14 protein-coding genes are annotated in these 19,320 nt (G+C 45.0%); 4 read left to right on the top strand and 10 right to left on the bottom strand.

The genetic code is table 11. The features are described 5' to 3' along the window. Positions 1-6 precede the first annotated feature (6 nt). The 5 genes from KXQ82_RS01060 to KXQ82_RS01080 form a co-directional block, all read right to left on the bottom strand. Positions 7-1,617, bottom strand: a complete 1,611-nt coding sequence (locus tag KXQ82_RS01060) for an ATP-dependent DNA ligase (protein WP_219486045.1) — start codon at positions 1,615-1,617, stop codon at positions 7-9. Further along, complete coding sequence (locus KXQ82_RS01065; protein WP_219486046.1) at positions 1,614-2,720, bottom strand: ligase-associated DNA damage response exonuclease; 1,107 nt, start codon at positions 2,718-2,720, stop codon at positions 1,614-1,616. Before KXQ82_RS01065 ends, KXQ82_RS01060 begins: the two co-directional genes overlap by 4 nt. Before the next feature lie 76 nt (positions 2,721-2,796). Then, the gene (locus KXQ82_RS01070; RefSeq protein WP_219486047.1) at positions 2,797-5,046 is read right to left on the bottom strand and encodes a carboxy terminal-processing peptidase; all 2,250 of its coding nucleotides are present in this window, start codon (positions 5,044-5,046) and stop codon (positions 2,797-2,799) included. Between the two features lie 164 nt (positions 5,047-5,210). Beyond that, on the bottom strand, positions 5,211-5,837 hold the full coding sequence (locus KXQ82_RS01075; protein WP_219486048.1) for a hypothetical protein: 627 nt from the start codon (positions 5,835-5,837) through the stop codon (positions 5,211-5,213). A 157-nt stretch (positions 5,838-5,994) separates the two neighbouring features. After that, positions 5,995-6,624: a DNA-3-methyladenine glycosylase family protein gene (locus KXQ82_RS01080; protein ID WP_219486049.1), complete on the bottom strand. Its 630-nt coding sequence runs from the start codon at positions 6,622-6,624 to the stop codon at positions 5,995-5,997. Positions 6,625-6,683: 59 nt separating this feature from the next. Between KXQ82_RS01080 and KXQ82_RS01085 the strand changes: the two genes are divergently transcribed. The 4 genes from KXQ82_RS01085 (at position 6,684) to KXQ82_RS01100 (ending at position 10,839) form a co-directional block, all read left to right on the top strand. After that, positions 6,684-7,964 (top strand): replication-associated recombination protein A, encoded by a 1,281-nt coding sequence (locus tag KXQ82_RS01085; RefSeq protein WP_219486050.1) that lies wholly within the window; start codon positions 6,684-6,686, stop codon positions 7,962-7,964. Positions 7,965-8,122: 158 nt separating this feature from the next. Beyond that, entirely contained in the window at positions 8,123-9,613 is a 1,491-nt protein-coding gene (locus tag KXQ82_RS01090; RefSeq protein WP_219486052.1) for a DUF5687 family protein, read from the top strand. Between the two features lie 3 nt (positions 9,614-9,616). Next, positions 9,617-10,339: an ABC transporter ATP-binding protein gene (locus KXQ82_RS01095; RefSeq protein WP_219486054.1), complete on the top strand. Its 723-nt coding sequence runs from the start codon at positions 9,617-9,619 to the stop codon at positions 10,337-10,339. A 2-nt stretch (positions 10,340-10,341) separates the two neighbouring features. Beyond that, entirely contained in the window at positions 10,342-10,839 is a 498-nt protein-coding gene (locus tag KXQ82_RS01100; protein ID WP_219486056.1) for a GNAT family N-acetyltransferase, read from the top strand. A gap of 94 nt (positions 10,840-10,933) precedes the next feature. Here the strand turns inward: KXQ82_RS01100 and KXQ82_RS01105 are convergent, their stop codons facing one another. From KXQ82_RS01105 to KXQ82_RS01125, 5 genes are read right to left on the bottom strand one after another with little or no spacing between them, the layout of a single operon-like run. Then, positions 10,934-12,265, bottom strand: a complete 1,332-nt coding sequence (locus KXQ82_RS01105; RefSeq protein ID WP_219486057.1) for a TldD/PmbA family protein — start codon at positions 12,263-12,265, stop codon at positions 10,934-10,936. A 4-nt stretch (positions 12,266-12,269) separates the two neighbouring features. Then, complete coding sequence (locus KXQ82_RS01110; RefSeq protein WP_219486058.1) at positions 12,270-13,907, bottom strand: TldD/PmbA family protein; 1,638 nt, start codon at positions 13,905-13,907, stop codon at positions 12,270-12,272. A 49-nt stretch (positions 13,908-13,956) separates the two neighbouring features. Continuing rightward, positions 13,957-15,744 (bottom strand): hypothetical protein, encoded by a 1,788-nt coding sequence (locus KXQ82_RS01115; protein ID WP_219486059.1) that lies wholly within the window; start codon positions 15,742-15,744, stop codon positions 13,957-13,959. Beyond that, positions 15,741-17,834, bottom strand: coding sequence for a hypothetical protein (locus tag KXQ82_RS01120; protein ID WP_219486060.1), 2,094 nt, complete (start codon positions 17,832-17,834; stop codon positions 15,741-15,743). The genes KXQ82_RS01115 and KXQ82_RS01120 overlap by 4 nt, the downstream gene beginning before the upstream one ends. Beyond that, positions 17,827-19,308 carry a BatA domain-containing protein gene (locus tag KXQ82_RS01125; RefSeq protein WP_219486061.1) on the bottom strand — a complete coding sequence of 494 codons (1,482 nt, stop codon included), beginning with the start codon at positions 19,306-19,308 and terminating at the stop codon, positions 17,827-17,829. The genes KXQ82_RS01120 and KXQ82_RS01125 overlap by 8 nt, the downstream gene beginning before the upstream one ends. Between the last annotated feature and the right edge of the window lie 12 nt (positions 19,309-19,320).

The raw sequence follows: 19,320 nt of genomic DNA on the forward strand, positions 1-19,320 counted from the left end.
CATATCCTACAACATCCCCCTCAAAGTCTCGATCGTATCCGCCTCTTCCATCGGCTTATCCATCCGCCATCTTAATATCCGCGGAAAGCGCAACGCGATACCCGATTTATGCCTTGTCGACCGGTTTATCCCTTCAAAACCGATCTCAAAAACCAATTGTGGCTTCACGGTACGTACCGGTCCGAACTTTTCCAGCGTGTTGCGCTTTACAAAATTATCTACCTTGCGTATTTCTTCATCGGTAAGGCCCGAGTAGGCTTTAGCAAAAGGCACCAGCTTATCGCCATCCCAAACGGCAAAGGTATAATCGGTGTACAGGTCGGCACGACGGCCATGGCCTTTTTGGGCATATATCATTACCGCGTCTACCGATAAGGGATCAATCTTCCATTTCCACCAGTCGCCGCGGCGGCGGCCTACCTGGTAATGCGCGCTTTTACGTTTTAGCATAATGCCTTCGGCTATCATACTGCGCGATCGTGTGCGTATCTCCGCCAGTTCATCCCAATCGCTAAAATTGATCAGTTCCGATATGCGGAATATTTCGGGTTCATCCGTTTCCTGTTGCAATTGCTCCAAAATAGCACGGCGCTCCACCTGTGTTTTATTGCGGATATCTTCGCCGCCATACTCTAAACAATCATAAGCTATAACCGCCACCGGGCCTTCTTCTAATATTTTTTTGCTGAGATTTTTGCGGCCTATCCTTGTTTGCAAAACATTAAAGGGGAGGGGCTGCCCGTTCTGAAAACTCAGTATCTCCCCGTCCAATACGGTACCATCGGGTAGGGCATTTAAAAAGGGGTGCAACTCCGGGAACTTCTCGGTAGCGAGGTCTTCGCCACGGCTCCATATAAATATCTTGCCGTCGCGCTTGATCATTTGCGCACGTATGCCATCCCATTTCCATTCGGCCTGCCATTCTGCGGCATCACCCAGGCTGCCGTGCAGCTCTTCAGGCGACTTCTGTTTTTCCGATGTCTCCTGTATCGGGTAAGCCAAAAAGAAAGGGTAGGGCCGAGATATATCATCCGAGGCACCCTGTTCGGCAATCAACTGGTCAAAGGTGTAATCTTCCGGCATCCAGTTACCCATAATGCGGTGGGTAAGCGTAGCGGCATCAAGTTTGGATATATCTGCCAAAGCTTTGATCACCAGGTTTTGCGATACCCCAACACGGAAGCCACCGGTTAGCACCTTGTTAAACACAAACTTTTCCTGACTGTCCTGCATCCCCCATGATTCGATCAGCCATTGTTTTTTTTCTTCTTCGGTGCGTGCCCCTACGGTATTAATTTCGGCTATCCATTCCGTCAAGGTTTTGCTGTTGCTGATGGTATTCTGAGGCAACAATAGCGATATGGTCTCTGCCAGATCACCTACTACCTGGTAACTCTCTTCGAACAACCAAACCGGGATATGTGATAGTTCCATGGCCCAGGTGCGTATCAGTGTGGAGTTGATGGGTCGCTTCGGCTTACGACCGGTAAACAAGGCCAGCATGTGCATCTTATCTGTATCGGGTACCGATAAAAAGTAATCCTTTAATACCCTGACCTTTTCATTGGTCTTATTAGTTTCATCAAGCGATAGAAACAACTGCGCGAAGGCCCTCATATTAAACCCTCCTCTTTCGCTTCGCCAATATCTGCAGCTGTGGATAGGTCGCTTATTTTCACTTCGCTGCTATCATCTCCAACCGGGTCGGCTTTGGGTTCTTCTTCATTTTCATCGCCACCATATAAAGTATGCACCTCGTGCGCGTCAAAGCCGATCTCACTTAAATACCTCGAAAAGCTGGCTGTATAACCATGTGTCAGGTATACCTTCTCACAACCTGTAGCATCGATCGCGCTGATCAGTCCATCCCAGTCGGCATGGTCCGATAGTACAAAACCCCTGTCGGCTGCGCGGCGTTTCTTGGCGCCGCGTATACTCATCCAACCCGAACAATATCCAAAATCGTATGGGCCGAAACGCCTCATCCATGGCGTACCAACTGATGATGGCGGCGCGATGATAATACCTTTTCGCACTTCCTCTTTCGTGGTAAGTGGCGTTATCCTTTCGGTAGGGTTCAGGATGATACCATTACGCCTTAGTGCCTCGTTGGTGTTTTCAATAACGCCATGGGTATATACTTTCCCGATAGAAAGATCGAGGTTTTGCAGAACGCGCTGCGCCTTGCCCAGGCTGTAGCCCACAATAACTGTAGCTACATTATTCTCCGCGTTTTGCCGCCACCAGGTATTGATCTCGTTAAAGGTATCCGTTTGCGCTTTCCATTTATAAACCGGCATCCCAAAAGTACATTCCGATATAAAGTGGTGGCAGCGCACCGGCTCGAAAGGTGTAGATATGCCGTCATCTTCCACCTTATAATCGCCGCTCACCACCCAAACTTCGCCTTTATAACTCAGCCGCACCTGTGCCGAGCCAATCACATGCCCCGCCGGGAATAAGCTGATCTCCACGCCGTTCTTCATCACGGTTTCGCCATACTCCACGGTTTGCAGTTGTATGTCCGCTCCCAAACGGTACCGCAATACTTGCTCGGAGTAATGGTGAGCTAAATATCGTTTGTTACCCATACGGGCATGGTCAGAGTGGGCATGTGTGATCACCGCGTCATCAACCGGCAACCAGGGGTCTATATAAAATAAACCCTGAGCGCAATATATCCCACGATCAGTAAATTCAAGCAGCGGTTTTTTAGCCATAAAAAAAAAGGCTTAGTGATATACTAAGCCTTTGGATAACATGGTTTTGTTATCAATGTTTTGATGGGATATCTTATTAATGCGTACCGTTAACCTTAGTTATCTTGTTATCCAGCATAATGTAGTCGGTCAGTATTTGGCCGGCTTCCTTCTTAATAAAGTCAATATCTTCGTTCTTCGGTTTTTTATCACCTTTCTTTAAAGCCGGGTATCCCATGGCTACACGTATTGTGTTTTCACGGGCCAGATTCTTTTCAGAATCTGCATCACGCTGTTTTTTCAAGGCTACCTCATTTAGCGATACCGATTTTTCAGTATCCTGTTTTTTGTAGTCGGCCTGTATATCCATCAGGTATTTGTAGGTAGGGTTGTTTACCTGGCGAGCTTTGTAAAGCTGTGTTAGTTTCGGTAAAACCGTTGTAAAGTTTCCAACTTTGGTATAATTGCTTGCCGCGATGGTATCCCATGGCATAGCCGATGGTTCGGTATCCTCACCATATTTTTCCATCGGGATAAGCGATGGGAAAGCGATATCCGGTGTTACACCTTTATGTTGAGTTGAGCTGCCGTTAACACGGTAAAACTTGGCAATAGTTAAATTAAGCTGACCAAATGTGCTTTGGTTGGTTGGCGCTGCAACGATCTTACCTGTAGAATCAACCTTGCCTGTGATAGCTTTGCCTGGTGCTGCTTTTAGGCGCGCGCTCATGGCATCCAACACACGTTGTTTCATAACCGGACTGATCACGTTATCAAGGTCTATCTCGTTTTGTACGGACCCTTTACCATAGGTTTGTGTACCGATGATAATGCCACGGCCGTAATCCTGTATCGCGCCCGAGAATATCTCTGATGCCGACGCGCTGAAACGGTCAACCAATACAGCCATAGGGCCTGCGTAAGATACCGATGTGTCATCATCCTCGTCAACCTCGATACGGTTCTGCGAATCGCGAACCTGTACTACCGGACCCGATTTGATGAACAAACCTGTCAGGCTGATGGCTTCTGATAATGAACCGCCGCCATTTTCGCGCAGATCGACTACAATACCATCAACATTCATTTGTTTCAGGGTATCCAGTATCAGCTTCACATCGCGGGTGGTGCTTTTGTAGTTCGGGTCGCCGGCACGGTAAGCGTTAAAGTCGATATAAAATGCAGGGATATTGATGATGCCGATCTTGGTGATCTTGCCGTTGTTGTTATAAGTTTTGATCTCTTTTTTAACCGACTGATCCTGCAGTATGATCTTCTCACGAACGATCTCTACAATTTTAGGCTGATCAGAAGTTGCTTTTCCTTTTGGGATAACCTTCAGTTTTACCAAAGTACCCTTATGGCCACGGATCAAGCCAATGGCGTTATCTAAGCGCCATCCTATAATATCCTGGTATTCGCCATCTTTACCTTGTGCAACGCCAACAATATGGTCGCCAACATCAATTTGCTTGCTTTTGTAAGCCGGGCCGCCGGGCACAATGCTTTGTATGGTCACCATGTCGTTCTCGGTAGTCAGCGTAGCGCCAATACCTTCCAGCGAGCGCGACATTTCCATGTTGAATTGGGACGCGTTAAATGGTGTAAAGTAATTGGTATGCGGGTCAACAGCTTCGGTAACAGCTTCCATATATTTCTGGAAAACATCTGCAGCCGAAAGCTTTTCCGATTGGTTCAACAGGTTTTGGTAACGTTTTCTCAATGTTTCTTTGTCCTTGGCCAGGTCGGGCGTAGCCAGTTTAAGGCTTAACAGGTCATATTTAACACGTTTTGCCCACAACTCGTCCGATTCTCCTGTCGATTTTGCATAAGGCAGTTTTTCGCGGTTATAGGCAAAAACCTCATCTTTTGTAAAGTCGTAATCTTTATCCAACTGTGCTATCGAGAATTTAACACGCTCTACATAACGTTTTTGGAAAACGTTATACATATAAAACACGTTGCTCAGGTCGCCGCTTTTTAAATCGTCGTCAAGCTTGGTTTTATATTGCTGAAAACCCTCAATATCCGATGCTAAAAAATAATCGTGGTTATCATCAAGGCTTTTTACATAACGGTTAAATATCACGGCTGATAATGAATCGTTAAGCTTTACCTTTTTGTAGTTGTTATTGGTGATCATCTGGGCCACTACACGGCTCACCAAACTTTGCTTTTCATCAGGCTGCAGATCATTAGAGCCATCAACCCTGGCCGATTTTTTAACCGGTGTTATCCCATCTTCCAAATGCAATTCGCTCAGGTCGAAATTTGACGAGCCTACCGGCGATGCGTTACATGCCAATGCGGCTCCTAAAATTAGTAGTACATATATTCTCTTAAACATATCTTTTACTGCAGTTAAATTAAATCCCGAACTAAACATTTATAAACGTAATATTTTGGCTAAAGTATATAAAAAAAGAAACAGCTTGCAGCCATTGCATAATAGAATAACAATATTACAATAATGTTTTATTTGTTTGACAATAGGATGAGGCTGAAGTTACATTACTTGCCGTTTTTTTCATCCTCAACAACGGCGGCATACCGGTTTTCGCTTTTGGTATTGGCAACCTGTTTTATTTTGAGCAGGTTAAGGCGTTTATCAATATCGGCAACATCATTGGCGCGTAAATAGTAGGTGGCAATACTGCGTGCCTGTACCAGGTCTTCTCGCGCAAGTTCAAACTCGCCAATTTGTGTTTTAACAGCAGCTACCTGGGTAAGCGAGTACAGGATGGTTTCAGTATCGCCAATTTGTTGCGCCAGGAAATTACATTGCAGCAAATGCCATTTAGCCTCGGAGTAGTGGCCCTGGCTAATATACAGGTCAATAAGGGCGCGGTAGTTTTTAATAGCCTCCGCATCCTGGTGAAACCGGCGGGTATGGTATAAGGCTTTTAAAGTAGCAGCCTCAGTCGCTTCAAAGCAGTAGAGCGTCATCCCAAAATCTACATTGGGTTTTATGGCAGGATGGCTTACAGGAGCATCAAAATTAATAGCGGGCATACGTGCCGGCGCTACATCCGGGTTGCGAACAACAACCGGTTCCTTTTTTTTGAGCCATGCAAACTGTGCGCTGGCAGGCAAACAAAGTATAAATAATAAGGGAATGAGTATCAGTACTCTAAACATTTTCAACATTAAGGGTCAATCTTCAAATATACATTTTTTAATCAGCAGTTAAAAACGGCTGGATAGAATTTTTATTTCACATTTAGCGATGGGTTTCAAATCCATCGCTAAAGGGAGGGCGTTTCATTTGCACAACTGCACATATTCCATTTGCACATTAAACGCTCTTCCGCTCCTCCAAATAAAAATGCCACAACAACATGGTAGCCACTGTTCTATAAGGTGCCCAAGCCTCTGCTATCAACAACAAATCTTCACGGCTAACCGATGCAGGCAAGCCTTTTACTTTTTTCAACGCATTTACCGCTGCCAAATCGCCAACCGGGAAAACATCTGCCCGGTGCAGTACGAACATTAGGTATACATCTACCGTCCAGTTGCCTATGCCTTTAACTGCGCAGAGCTGTTTACGTATGTCATCATCATCCAGTTGCGGCAACTCATCCAGCTTTAACTTTCCGCTGACAATGTGCTCTGCCAAATGCTTTACATACAGTGTCTTTTGGCGACTAAAATAACAGGCCCTTAACTCCTCGTCCGTCAACAGTGACACCCGCAAAGGTGTTATTTCCTGTATCCGTTCCTTCAACTTATTCAATGCCGCCAATGCCGATGCCAACGATACCTGCTGCTCCAGAATAATATGTACCAATGATTCGAAAGTGTTTTCCCTGCTCCACATCGGCGGATAGCCATACTTTTGCAGGATGTTGTTCAGATCATAATCTGTTTTACAAACTTCATCACACAAGTGAAGGAAAGTAGATTGATCAAAACTAAGGCTCATTAAATATGTTTTGCTAACAAAATTAGGATTTAGTAATTGAATTTTCGAATTTTACAATCATGAGTAATCTACCTCCTTTAGCCGAGCGCATGCGCCCCAAAAACCTCGACGAGTATGTTGGGCAAAAACATTTGGTTGGCCCCGGCGCGGTATTACGCAAAGCCATTGAGGGTGGTGCATTGCCATCCATGATATTCTGGGGGCCGCCGGGTGTGGGTAAAACTACGTTGGCTTATATCATATCACAATCGCTTAACAGGCCATTCTTTACGCTTAGCGCTATAAACTCCGGTGTTAAAGATGTACGTGAGGTTATAGAGAAAGCTTCCATCCTGCGTGAACAGGGCGAGTCTTTACCCGTGCTGTTTATTGATGAGATTCACCGCTTCTCCAAATCACAGCAAGACTCATTGCTGGGTGCTGTTGAACGCGGCATCGTTACCCTCATCGGCGCAACAACCGAAAACCCATCTTTCGAAGTCATTTCGGCTTTGCTGTCGCGCTGCCAGGTGTATATTTTGAAATCGTTAAGCGAAGACGATCTGATCCACCTGCTCCAAACCGCCCAACAGGTTGACGAGGTGATCAGTAAAAAGAATATCAACATTGAAGAATACGAGGCCCTCATCCGCCTTTCGGGAGGCGATGCGCGTAAACTGCTCAATATTTTCGAATTGCTGGTTAATGCCTTTGATGGTAAGAAACTTACCATCACCAATAAATTAGTACTGGAGCATGTACAGCAAAACATGGCGCTGTATGATAAGGCGGGCGAGCAGCATTATGATATTATTTCGGCCTTCATCAAATCAATGCGCGGCAGCGACCCGAACGGCGCGGTATACTGGCTTGCGCGGATGATAGCCGGGGGAGAAGATCCGCTTTTTATTGCCCGGCGTATGCTCATCCTCGCATCCGAAGATATTGGCAATGCTAACCCTAACGCGCTGCTATTGGCCCAAAGTTGCTTTAACGCGGTGAATGTGATCGGAATGCCCGAATCGCAGCTCATTTTATCCCAAACAGTAATTTACCTAGCTACCTCGGCAAAAAGCAATTCGGCAACTACGGCTATTGGCGCTGCTATGGCCCTGGTGCGCGAAACCGGCGATCTGCCCGTACCCCTGCACCTGCGCAACGCCCCAACTAAACTGATGAAGAACATTGGATATGGTAAAGATTATAAATACGCCCACGGCTACGAAGGCAACTTTGTAGATCTCGACTTTCTGCCCGATGCCATCCGCGGCACCAAAATTTACGAACCCGGTAACAATCCGCGCGAAGCAGAGTCAAAAGAGAAGTTAAAAAAACTTTGGGGCGACAGGTATAAATATTAGTTATATTAGCAACTGTAGCCCTCTGTCATTTCGACCGCAGGGAGAAATCTTTACAAAGCGATTAAAGCACTCAATGTATTGCTGATGTTATTCGCGAAGTTTTCTCCTCGTTTCACTCGTTCGAAATGACAATATTTAATATGTAACTGACAACATAAATGACTATAACTTTTATCCAACACGAACTAAAGTCGTTTTGGCGCTCCAAGGGTACAGGTAAAACTATAGCTGTACGTATTGTAATGGGGGTTTTAATCCTCATTATGTTGCTTTATGTTTTTGCGCTTGGCTTTTTTTTAGATAAGATATTAGAAGAGGTGGCCCCAACCGAAAACCTGGTTCACATATTTTCCGGTATTATCCTGTATTATTATTTGTTCGATTTGTTGATGCGGTTTCAATTGCAGGAACTGCCAACTTTAAAAGTACAACCCTACCTGCACCTGCCGATAAAAAAGAATACAATTATCAGATATCTATCTTTCGTTTCCTTACAGTCGTTTTTTAACCTGTGGCCGTTCATTCTCTTTTTACCTTTTATATTTAAAGTGGTAAAGCCCGATAGTGGCGGTTTGGTAGCAACGGCATTCATTCTATCTATTATAGGTTTTATGGTGCTTAATAACTATTTAAGCCTTTACATAAAACGCCGGTCTAATTTAAATGGCTGGATTTCGGTAGGTTTTGCCGCGTTTCTTGTCTCCCTCTTAGCTGCCGATTACGGCTGGCATATTATCTCATTCAAAAACCTGTCGTTCCTTTTCTTCGGGCATTTGCAAACCATGCCATGGTTGTTTTTACTGCCGGTGTTGCTTGCCACAGCAATGTACTATATCAACTTTTTGTATCTCAAACAAAACCTTTACCTGGAAGACCTGGGTTCGCAGAAAAAAGAAGCCTATAAAACCAGCACCGAAATACCGGTACTTAACTATTTTGGCAAAGTAGGCGATCTGGTTGGCAACGAGATCAAACTCATTTTACGCAACAAACGCTCCCGCTCAGCATTGGTTATTTGTGTTATTATGATGTTTTATGGTTTGATGTTTTATATCCCATCTATTAACCCCAAAATGGCAAATTTCCAGGCCGGCAAGGTTTTTTGCGGCATGTTCATGACGGGGATATTCATCATTAGCTACGGGCAGCACATGTATGGCTGGCAAGGCAGCCATTTTGATGGCATATTGGTAAGCAAGGTTAACTTTCGCGATTTTTTACGTGCCAAGTTCCTGCTGTTCACCACCATATCAACCGTAGCGTTTTTGCTCACTATACCATATGTGCATTTTGGCTGGCATGCTGTATTTATAAACTTTGTAATGTATTTGTGGAACATTGGGGTTAATACACTTGTGGTATTGTTTTTTGCTAACCGCAATTATAAACGTATCGATCTGAGCAAGGGCGCGGCCTTTAACTGGGAAGGCGTAGGGGCAACGCAGTTGCTCATCGGTTTCCCGCTCATGATAACACCGTTCATTATTTATGCCCCGCTTTCATTTTTTCATCATGCCGATATGGCTTTGATCATCATCGGTATAACAGGCGTGCTTTTTGTATTTACGCGTAGTTACTGGATCAAAAAACTGGAAGCTGATTTTCAGGAAAAAAGATACACCATAGCCGAAGGCTTTAGAAATAAATAATTTATGATAGAAGTTAAGAATCTAAAAAAAGTATATGCCGGTGTTATAGTAGTTAATGTACCGCAAATTGAGATACGCAAAGGCGAAAGCGTAGGGCTGATAGGCAATAATGGCGCAGGTAAAACAACCCTGTTCCGTATGCTGCTCGATCTGATACGCCCCGAAAGCGGCGAAGCGCTGATAAACGGCGAGAACGTTGCCCGGGGCGAAAAATGGAAAGACACCAGCGCAGCCTACCTTGATGAAGGCTTTTTGATAGATTACCTTACCCCCGAAGAATATTTTTACTTCATCGGCGGCCTGCATAACCAAAGCCGTGCCCATGTGGATGATTTCCTTGCGGGATACGGTGAGTTTTTTAACGGTGAGATACTGAAAAAAGGCAAATACATCCGCGATCTGTCGAAAGGCAACCAGTGCAAGGTTGGTGTTGCCGCCTGCTTACTGCAAAGTCCGGAATTGTTAATGCTGGATGAACCTTTCGCCAATATTGACCCAAGCACCCAGATACGTTTAAAAAACCTGCTGAAGGACCTGAACAAAACCAAAGGCATGACAACCATTGTATCAAGTCACGATTTGAGCCATGTTACCGAGGTATGCGACCGTATTTTGCTGATGGAAAAAGGTAAAATAATTAAAGATATTGTTACCAGCGCATCAACATTAAAAGAACTGGAAGCCTATTTCTCTGCCGGTATTATTGCAGAAACAGAAGCTGAATAACAATGCCCTACCAAATTCGAGAAGCCAATATAGCTGATGTTGGTGCCATTATCAATATCGCCCAAAAAACCTGGTGGCCCACTTATTCGCCTATATTGGGCGCAGAACAGATCACCTATATGTTATCTGTTCTGTATTCCACTGAAAAGATAAGCCAACAGATTGCCACCGGCGAGCAAAGCTTTTTATTGCTCATTGAGGATGAAGAACCCGTAGCTTTCGCAGGATACTCGCCCCGCGACGAAAACCCCGACATCTACAAACTTCACAAACTCTACTGTCTGCCCCAAACCCAGGGCAAAGGCTATGGCAAAATTTTGATAGACGAAGTTTGCCGTCGTGTTATAAACGCAGATAGTTACGCGCTTGATCTTAACGTGAACCGATATAACAAAGCCAAAGGATTTTACGAAAAGATGGGATTTTATGTGATTGGAGAAGAAGATATTCCCATCGGGGATTATTGGATGAACGATTATGTGATGAGGATGGATTTGTAAGGAAACAAAAAAGCCACCCTTTTACAGATGGCTTCATTATCAACTTGATCGAAAAACAATCGATCAATCAAAAATCACTCAATCAATCATTGCATTACACCGCGTCCGACAACGACGAGAAAGTAAAGTCCCTGATCTTCATCGGTGGTATCATATAGCTTTGGTATGATTCTACGCTGATGCTGCGCTCCGGTTTACCGAGGGCTTCCAGGTTGTTCAGCATAATTACCGGGCTTTCGTTAAAACGGAAGTTCTTCACCGGGAATTTGATCTCGCCATTCTCAATATAGAAAGTACCATCGCGGGTTAGTCCGGTTAACAGCAATACCTGCGGGTCAACCATGCGGATATACCATAGGCGCGATACTAAAATACCTTTTTCGGTACTTTTGATCATTTCTTCGAGCGAGGTGTTTCCGCCCATCATAATGATATTGCCCGGGCCCGGTTGCGGTGCAACACCTTTCTTTTTGGCCCAGTATTTCGAATAGCTTAACGTGGCTACTTTACCTTTATCTATCCAAACTGTTTTTTCGCGCGGCAAGCCATCACGGCCCCAGGTTGATGATGGCAGATCAGGATCGAACGGATCTGAATAGATGGTTACTTTCTCATCCATCAATTGCTCACCTAAACGGGTTCCGCCACCCTTTTTACTTAAAAAGCTACGGCCTTCCTCGGCGCTGCGTGCATCAAAACGGAACATGTTTTCCATCATATAGGTAGCCGCAACGGGTTCCAGTATCACCGTGTATTTTCCAGGCTCAATGGCGCGTGCGCCTAATGATGCATTGGCTTTCATAGCGGCAACACGTGTTGCCGATTCGGTATCTAACTTACTCACATCGGTAAAACCACGTGCCGCGTAGCCCGATGCTGTACCGGCATCGTTACGGGTAGTAACCGAGAATATCACATCGGTGCTTTTGTTATAGGCAAAAAAACCTTTCGAGTTCATTACCGCGCTAAAAGTGGTACTGTTCTCTAAAAATCCTGCTGCGCTTAGGTTGGCTTTCTTGGTTACGTCCAGGCTTTTAGCTACCAATTCGGCGCGGCTTTCGGGCGTCATGGCGGCGGTTTTTGGGTTATACGTTGTTGACTCTTTAAAGGTAGCCGGACCGGGCATATCTTCGCGCTCCGGGTTTTCAGGGGCTAATTGTGCCAACTCTTCTGAACGGCGTACCACGCGCTCTAAAGCCGCATCATCAAATTCATTAATATTAGCGCTGCCGCTTTTTTTACCATAGGCCGATGTTACCGAAAGGCCGGTAGTACTAATATCGCCCGCCGTAGAAACCGCGTTCAACGCGTAACGGATGTTACCGCCATCGCTGCCAAACAAGCTTACTTCGCACTCTTCGGCTTTTGAATAACTAAGCACCTTCTTTAATAAAGCCTGTGCTTCTTCTTTACTTAATATAGGCATACAATTATCCGATCTTTCGTTTAGTATTAATTACGTTAACTCCATTAAATCGCGCTGTTGACGAACCGTGCGATACCGCGCTTGATTGTGAAGGCTGGCCCTTACCATCGTTGAACGAACCACCCATGCGGTAATCGCGTTCATCGCAAACGGCTACACAGCTATTCCAAAACTCTTGCGTATTGGCCTGGTAAGATACATCGTTAAGCATGCCAACAATTTTACCTTCCTTAATTTCGTAGAACATTTGTCCGCCGAACTGGAAGTTATACCGTTGCTGATCGATAGAGAACGAACCATCGCCAATGATATAGATACCTTTAGCTACGTTTTTGATCATCTCATCAACACTCAGCGGTGTTTTACCCGGTTGCAACGATACATTAGGCATCCGCTGAAACTGTACATCGTTCCAGCTTTGCGCGTAGCAGCAGCCTTGAGATTCTTTCAAACCGATGATATGCGCCTGATCGCGGATGGCCTGGTAATTTACCAATACACCATCTTTAATAATATCCCATTTACCGCATTTAACACCTTCGTCATCATACCCAACAGCGCCTAACGAACCATACTGCAGTTTATCGCCAACAATGTTTACATGCTCACTGCCGAATTTGAAGTTTTTAGATTTCCATTTATCTAAGGTTAAAAAACTGGTACCTGCAAAATTTGCTTCGTACCCTAATACACGATCCAACTCAGTTGGGTGGCCTACCGATTCGTGAATGGTTAACCATAAATGCGATGGATCCAATACCAGGTCATACTTACCCGGATCAACCGATTTAGATACTACCTTTTCACTCGCCACGCGCGACATTTGTTTGATATCCTCTAACAGATCGTAACGATTTTTATAACGGGTTACTACGCCGGTTACTTTCTCAGCATCAGACGGTGTCATATATTCATAACCTAAACCTTTAGGAGAGCTTGAACCACGGATAGACTCAAAGCTACCGGCAGCACGGTCAACCTTGCTGATGTTAAAGTTTGGATAAATGCGGTGAACATCCTGGTCTATGTATGAACCATCTGTCGAGGCAAAGTATTTTTGCTCGTTAATGGCAAACAAGGTAGAGTTTACAAAGCTTGCGCCCGAAGCCATGGCGATACCATTTGCATTCAGCAACAGGTCAACCTTTTCTTTAATAGGAACCTCGAAAGCGTTTTTTTCGATAGGTGTTTTCCAGCTTACCTCGCCATACCCTTTTTGCGGGGCAAGCTCAACCGGTTTACCTCCAATTTTGGCATTCGCTTTTGCCACTGCCACCGCTTTTGCGGCGGTGGCTGCCATACCTTCCTTGGTCATTTGGTTGGTAGCGGCAAAGCCCCAGCAACCATTTGCTATCACGCGGATACCCACGCCATATGATTCGCCGCTGCCAACATTTTGCACGCGGTTTTCGCGGGTAATAATGGCCTGGTTCAAATAACGGCCAATACGCACATCGGCATAGGTTGCACCCTTTGCTCTCGCGGCGGTTAAGGCGGCATCGGCCAGTTCCTTTTTAATTTTTACGTCCACGTATTCTAACGCGGCCTCCTGGTCTATCGGCTTACCCAATGATGGCAAACCCGGCAGCATCAGCGCCGTAGCGCCCACTCCTGTTAAATAAAGAAAATCTCTGCGTCTCAAGGTTTCATCCTCCTTTTGTTTATGAAGTTTAGTGTTAGTTTTTTCAACGTTATGCTGAACCGAATTTAGCCTCGGCCCACAAAAAAGAACAAGCGGCCAACAACAGCAGGTAAAACCATATCTGGGAGATTGGCTTTACTATTGGTCGCTCAGTTGATGTCCGGAGGGTGTAATTTAGCAAATTTTCTTTTGTGTAACTATTTGTAACAAAAATCTTTCGCATGTTTTTAATGGTTTTCCAGTCTTTCTCACTAAAAGCATAAAAATCATTGCCATCATCACCAATATTTGCCACCGTTTGCCATCCCGGTTTAACGGGCCAAATACTCGCCGACCATAAAAATGGCATAGCCACACTTTGCACAAACGCCGGGTTTGTTGCCGCAACACTCACCTGTCCCGGTGCTGATCCGCTTAAAACCTGCATCCTTGTTTCATGATTAACCTGTGGAAAATCATCTACCAAATTGATCGATACGGGCACAGCTGCTTTACGGGCCGCCTTACTGATCAGCAAACTCCAATAAGCCGTATAATCATTTTCATCACCGGCCAGCATCCAACTGTAAGTGTTGTTAATGGTACTGAATATCACCTTACCCGAACCGGCAAGACAGGTGCTTACCAATGCCTTATTCCGGGCATCGCTCACCAAAATCTGTGTACCTTCTTTATAAATTATATTTACAGGGTCAGTAACCAACTTTTCTGTTTGTATGGTTTTTCCGGATAACTGCAAAGCCGCCGCGCTTTGGGTTTGTCCCGATATACGGTTAAGCGGGAAGCTGTTTCCAAACCAAATCGCACCCTTATCCGTACTATCCGCCCGAACAATTAACCCCAAGCCCTTTTGTGTTACTTGCTGCCTTAAGGCCGATGATTCGGCGGCACTTAAACTTTGCAGCGCTAACTGATCTCCCAATATCACATCAAAATTTTGAAAGGTAGCCGCGCTCAAATTGACCAGGTGCATTTGCGAAGCGTTGATAGCCTCGGTACTGAACTTATTTTTACTGATAGCAGTTCTGATATGTACCGCGTAACTATTAGCACTAAGCCAATTCTTCAAAAAACGGTTCTCAAAATCAGGCGAAGAGGCCAGTATTAATATCCTTACCGGTTTAACAGCAGTTACATGTATTGGCAACTGCTCACTCTCCAAAGTATCTTTATCGCTTTTCGCGATGAGGTTGTACACCGCATTCCCTTTTATTTTTGGCGTGGACCTCAATTCAAAATCGCTGTTCCCCTTTACGGTGATGGAATCTAAAGTAACGTTCAGGCCTTTTAATATGAGTTGATATGGCTTACCGTCATCTCCATTCAAATGCCCCTGAACAGTTAGCGCCTCGCCGCTTTTTAACTCCCTGTTCCAGTTAACCGTGGCCACTCCTGTTGGCTTTACAGCGGCGCCAAACCGCACCGGCATTTTATCTAATTGCTTTAATTCATCTGCATCTAATCCATATCCCCAAATATTCAAGCCGGTAATATCGGGATGGTTGGTTTTTATCTCCGTTAGGGTATTTAACAGAATTGCTTTGGCATATTCCTTTTTAATTGCCGCATTAGTGGTAAATATAGGTATGCCCGGGTATTGCTTTAAGCTATCTACGCTAAAACCATCGGTTAATAAAACGGCACGATGTTCATCCGGTGTTTTTTGCGTGCTTGTATAAGTAAGCGGCAACGCTATACAAGCCAGCATAGCCACAGCTACAGTAACGGCAACCATACGCCAAATCAAATGTCCCCTGTTCACGCGCATTGCCTCTTTCCAAACCGAAAAGATCAGCAGTACTAAACAAATAACGGCTACAATAATACTCCAGCTCATTTGTCCAGGTTTTTATAGTATTGTTGGGATATCCCCATATCAGGCTGAGTTTGTACAGCACGCGGCATAGGTTTGGCTGTATGCAAGGTTTGTTGAATGGCCTGTTCAACCCGACCAATATCTGCTTGCTGTGCCAGCGCAGGCGCTGCCAATATTCTGCGCATTGCGCTTACCGAAGCCAGGTAAACACCCGGCTGTGCCGATGCTTTTATACTCAATTGCTGCCCCGCTAATTGTAAGGTCCTAAACTGCTGTGTGCCTATCGGCGCCTTACTTTTCAGTTGCTCCAACACGCTCACCGCGTTTTGCAGGTTAATCATCGGGTTATCCAAAGGCTTAACAGTTGAATGCAGATCCGGCCCGATGATCTTATTCAGTTCTCCGCTCAAACGCTTTTCCATTTTTAATGGTGGTGTTTTAAAGCTGGTTTTGGCAACATACGCCCTCGACTTTTGTTGCAGATCCTTTAATAACCGCAATGCCTTATAAGCAAAGGGCAATGCTTCCTGCGGTTTATAAATACGCAGGTGCAACTCTGCGTTCCACATTTCGGTAAGGGTAGCTTTTAGCTGGTCTTTTTGTTTGGCATCAAAAAAGCCCGCATCTTCAGAGTTATCGTGTTTATCGGCATACTCATCCATTATTTTGTTCACATTATTAAAATCGGCGGGGTCGCTTAATGTGCTGCCCTCATGTTCACCAATGTTTGATTCCGATTCCTCACCTAAAAACTTGCCGTAGCGCAGTCGCAACAATTTCTGGTCTATCCCCAAATTATTGCTTCGTTTTTTAAAGGCATCCAAACTAATAGTGTCCCGTTCCTTTAATAACTGTTCGGCATCAATGATGATCTGCCGCTCACTCCTGAAAAATTCCGGCTTAAAATCCGCGCCCGAAACCAATCCGTTCATGCTCAGCAGCGCCGCTGTATCCTGTATCGAAACCGTATAAGCATCCGTTCGGCTCTGTTGATTATGGGTATCGGTAGCCTGTATAAAAAAGTAAAGTTCATCGCCGGGTTCCATATCCAGCTTTTTCATATCGATCAGCTTTTGCAGATCATACTTAGGCTTATGTTCGCCAAACGAAGTGTTAAATGGTATCTTGTATTCCTTAAACTTAACGGCTTCGCCTGTACCCTTGGCAACTGTTGCCATCAACAGCGCATTACTAATACCGTAATCATCGTTCAGTTGCGCCGTAATGTTTACTTGTGGCACTTCGCCAGCCTCAATATGGGTATATGGTTTTGGTGTGATGATACGTATCACCGGTGACGCATCTTTTATCACCTCCACCTGGTACAGGTCGGATAGCTTACCATCAATATCCACCTGGTAAAAGCCGGGTTTGGTTATGATTTTTTGAGTAGTGAATACCGTATGCCCGGCATTTGCCGATAAACTGATCCGCTCGATCTCATTAAATACTAATGCCGCCTGCTTTACCGCGATATTGGTGCTGATCTCCCATTTTACGCTGCATCCTTCTTCTACATTTAAAGTAAAGTAGCTCTGCTCCCGCACCGGTTTGCCGGTATAAGCAGGGGGAGAAATTATAAGTATGTTTTTAGCTATCTGCGGCAATACCTTTTCAGGAATTCTTTCAGCCATTGTTGGTACCGGGCTTAACGCGCTCTTTACTTTCTGTATCAATATCCCGCTTTTCGCGATGGCAAAACTTACCGCCAGCATCAGCATCAAAAATAAACCGGCTTGCCGCAAATGTTTGGTGAGTTGTTTCGGCATGCCATTTAGATCATGCAAAGCCCTTTCAACTTTAGCCAGTTGTAGCTTTTCCAGCAGGTTGAGGCTATCCTTTGGTTTCAATACCAATCCGCAACTTTCTTGCAGTTGCGGGTATTGGATATTTAGCAAGGCTGCAACTTTACTTTCGGTAATTGCCCATGGTTTCGCAACAGCTAACAATATCAACAAGGTCACAATCAATACCGCCGACGCCCACCCCAAACCAATAACACTATAAGCCAAGGTAGCAAAAGCCAGCGCAACCAAAACATTGGCCGCAACCTCATAGGCTACCCAGCGGCTGCGTATGGTGTTTAGGTGTTGTATGCCGCTGCTATCCATTTGCTGTTTTAGTTTTTTGATGAGATAACCACCGTTCCGCAAAAAATGCCAGTATCAGAACCAGCCATACGTAATGCGACAGATCAATATCATCTGCCATTCCTGCCAAAGTTTGTTTACCATTATTGCTCATCACCGGCATCATTTGTTTATATGCCATTACCCGTTTATCATTTGCTGCACTTTGGGCCGAAAGCTGCTCATCACTCACCAAAGCCAGCAGCATCCTTGGGAAATTATCATTCCATACCAGATCGCTCCACGCCGGACTAAAGCGGCTGTAAAAGCGATAAAGTTTAAATCCCTTACTTTGCTCGCTTGTTAAAACCGGTTTGCCAAATCCATCATGCCAAACTATCTGCTCATCTTTTTTCTCCGAAATGATCAATTTGTAAACCGGCACCTGCACATTGCCCAACCACGAGTTAACCACCTGCTCTTTACCCGTTTGGTACACAAATAAATTATCAGCCAATTGCGCTGCCGGTACATCAACTGGTTTCTTAGCCAGCCAGAACAACCAGGTTTGTTTTTGTTTAACCTGCAAAGCATTGGTATAATTCACCAGTTTTACGTTATGCGGTATCAATGGGGCGATGGCTTTTAAAGCCGCGTTCAAATAATTTGCATCCGGCTCACCGTTATCAGCAACAACCGCTATTCTAAAAACCGAAGTATCGGCTATAACAGTTTGTTGCGGCTTGCTTTTCAGCGATACTGTAACTCCGCCATTGGTAATTGCTGCATTAAACAGAGCATTGCTTTGTCCCGGTTGTACGGTATATGTTGAAAACGTAGTGCCATATTGATGGCTATCCCCCTTAACCACCCTGATGTTATTATCCTTTGTAAACCAGGCCTTCTCCAGCCATTCACTTGTTGAATCGGCAGGGCTATAAGTTTGCCACTTTAAATTGGCAATAATGGTAGGTTTGTTTCCGCCGAAGTGCTTCGCGGCATTATCTGTAAACAAATAAACAGGTAGCCTGGCGGGTGCTTTACCATTCAGCCGCGCAAGCATATCCCAATAATTGGCTGCGGTACTATCCGTAACTTTAGTAGTGTCTTTCAGTACCTCTAATAAGTTGGCTTTAGCAAAACCCGCATTAAAATAATGAAACTCATAGCCTGCCGCGGTAAGTGAGTCAACAGGCTTTTTAAACCGCGCATAGGTTTCTTTAAAGTTGTTACCGGGTATCATCACCCAGCCTTTTATTTTGCTGTTATTCGCCAAATGGCTTAAAAGTGGCATCGCCAATAGCCCGGCCAATGATACCAGGATCAGGCAGCGTAACATCAGTAACAAAATATCCAGCAACCTGAAACTCCTGCTGCTTTGCCGCGATGCCTCTCCCATCAATGCGATACTCCCCACCTTTAATGTTTTCCCCGGCGTGATATTCCACAGGTGTATCACCACCGGTATCAATACCGCCGCCACCGCTAAAAACCATATCGGATTGAGGAAATGCATTATTAGTATTGC

Origin of the sequence: Mucilaginibacter rivuli, assembly GCF_019391655.1 — a bacterium.
GTDB lineage: Bacteria > Bacteroidota > Bacteroidia > Sphingobacteriales > Sphingobacteriaceae > Mucilaginibacter > Mucilaginibacter rivuli.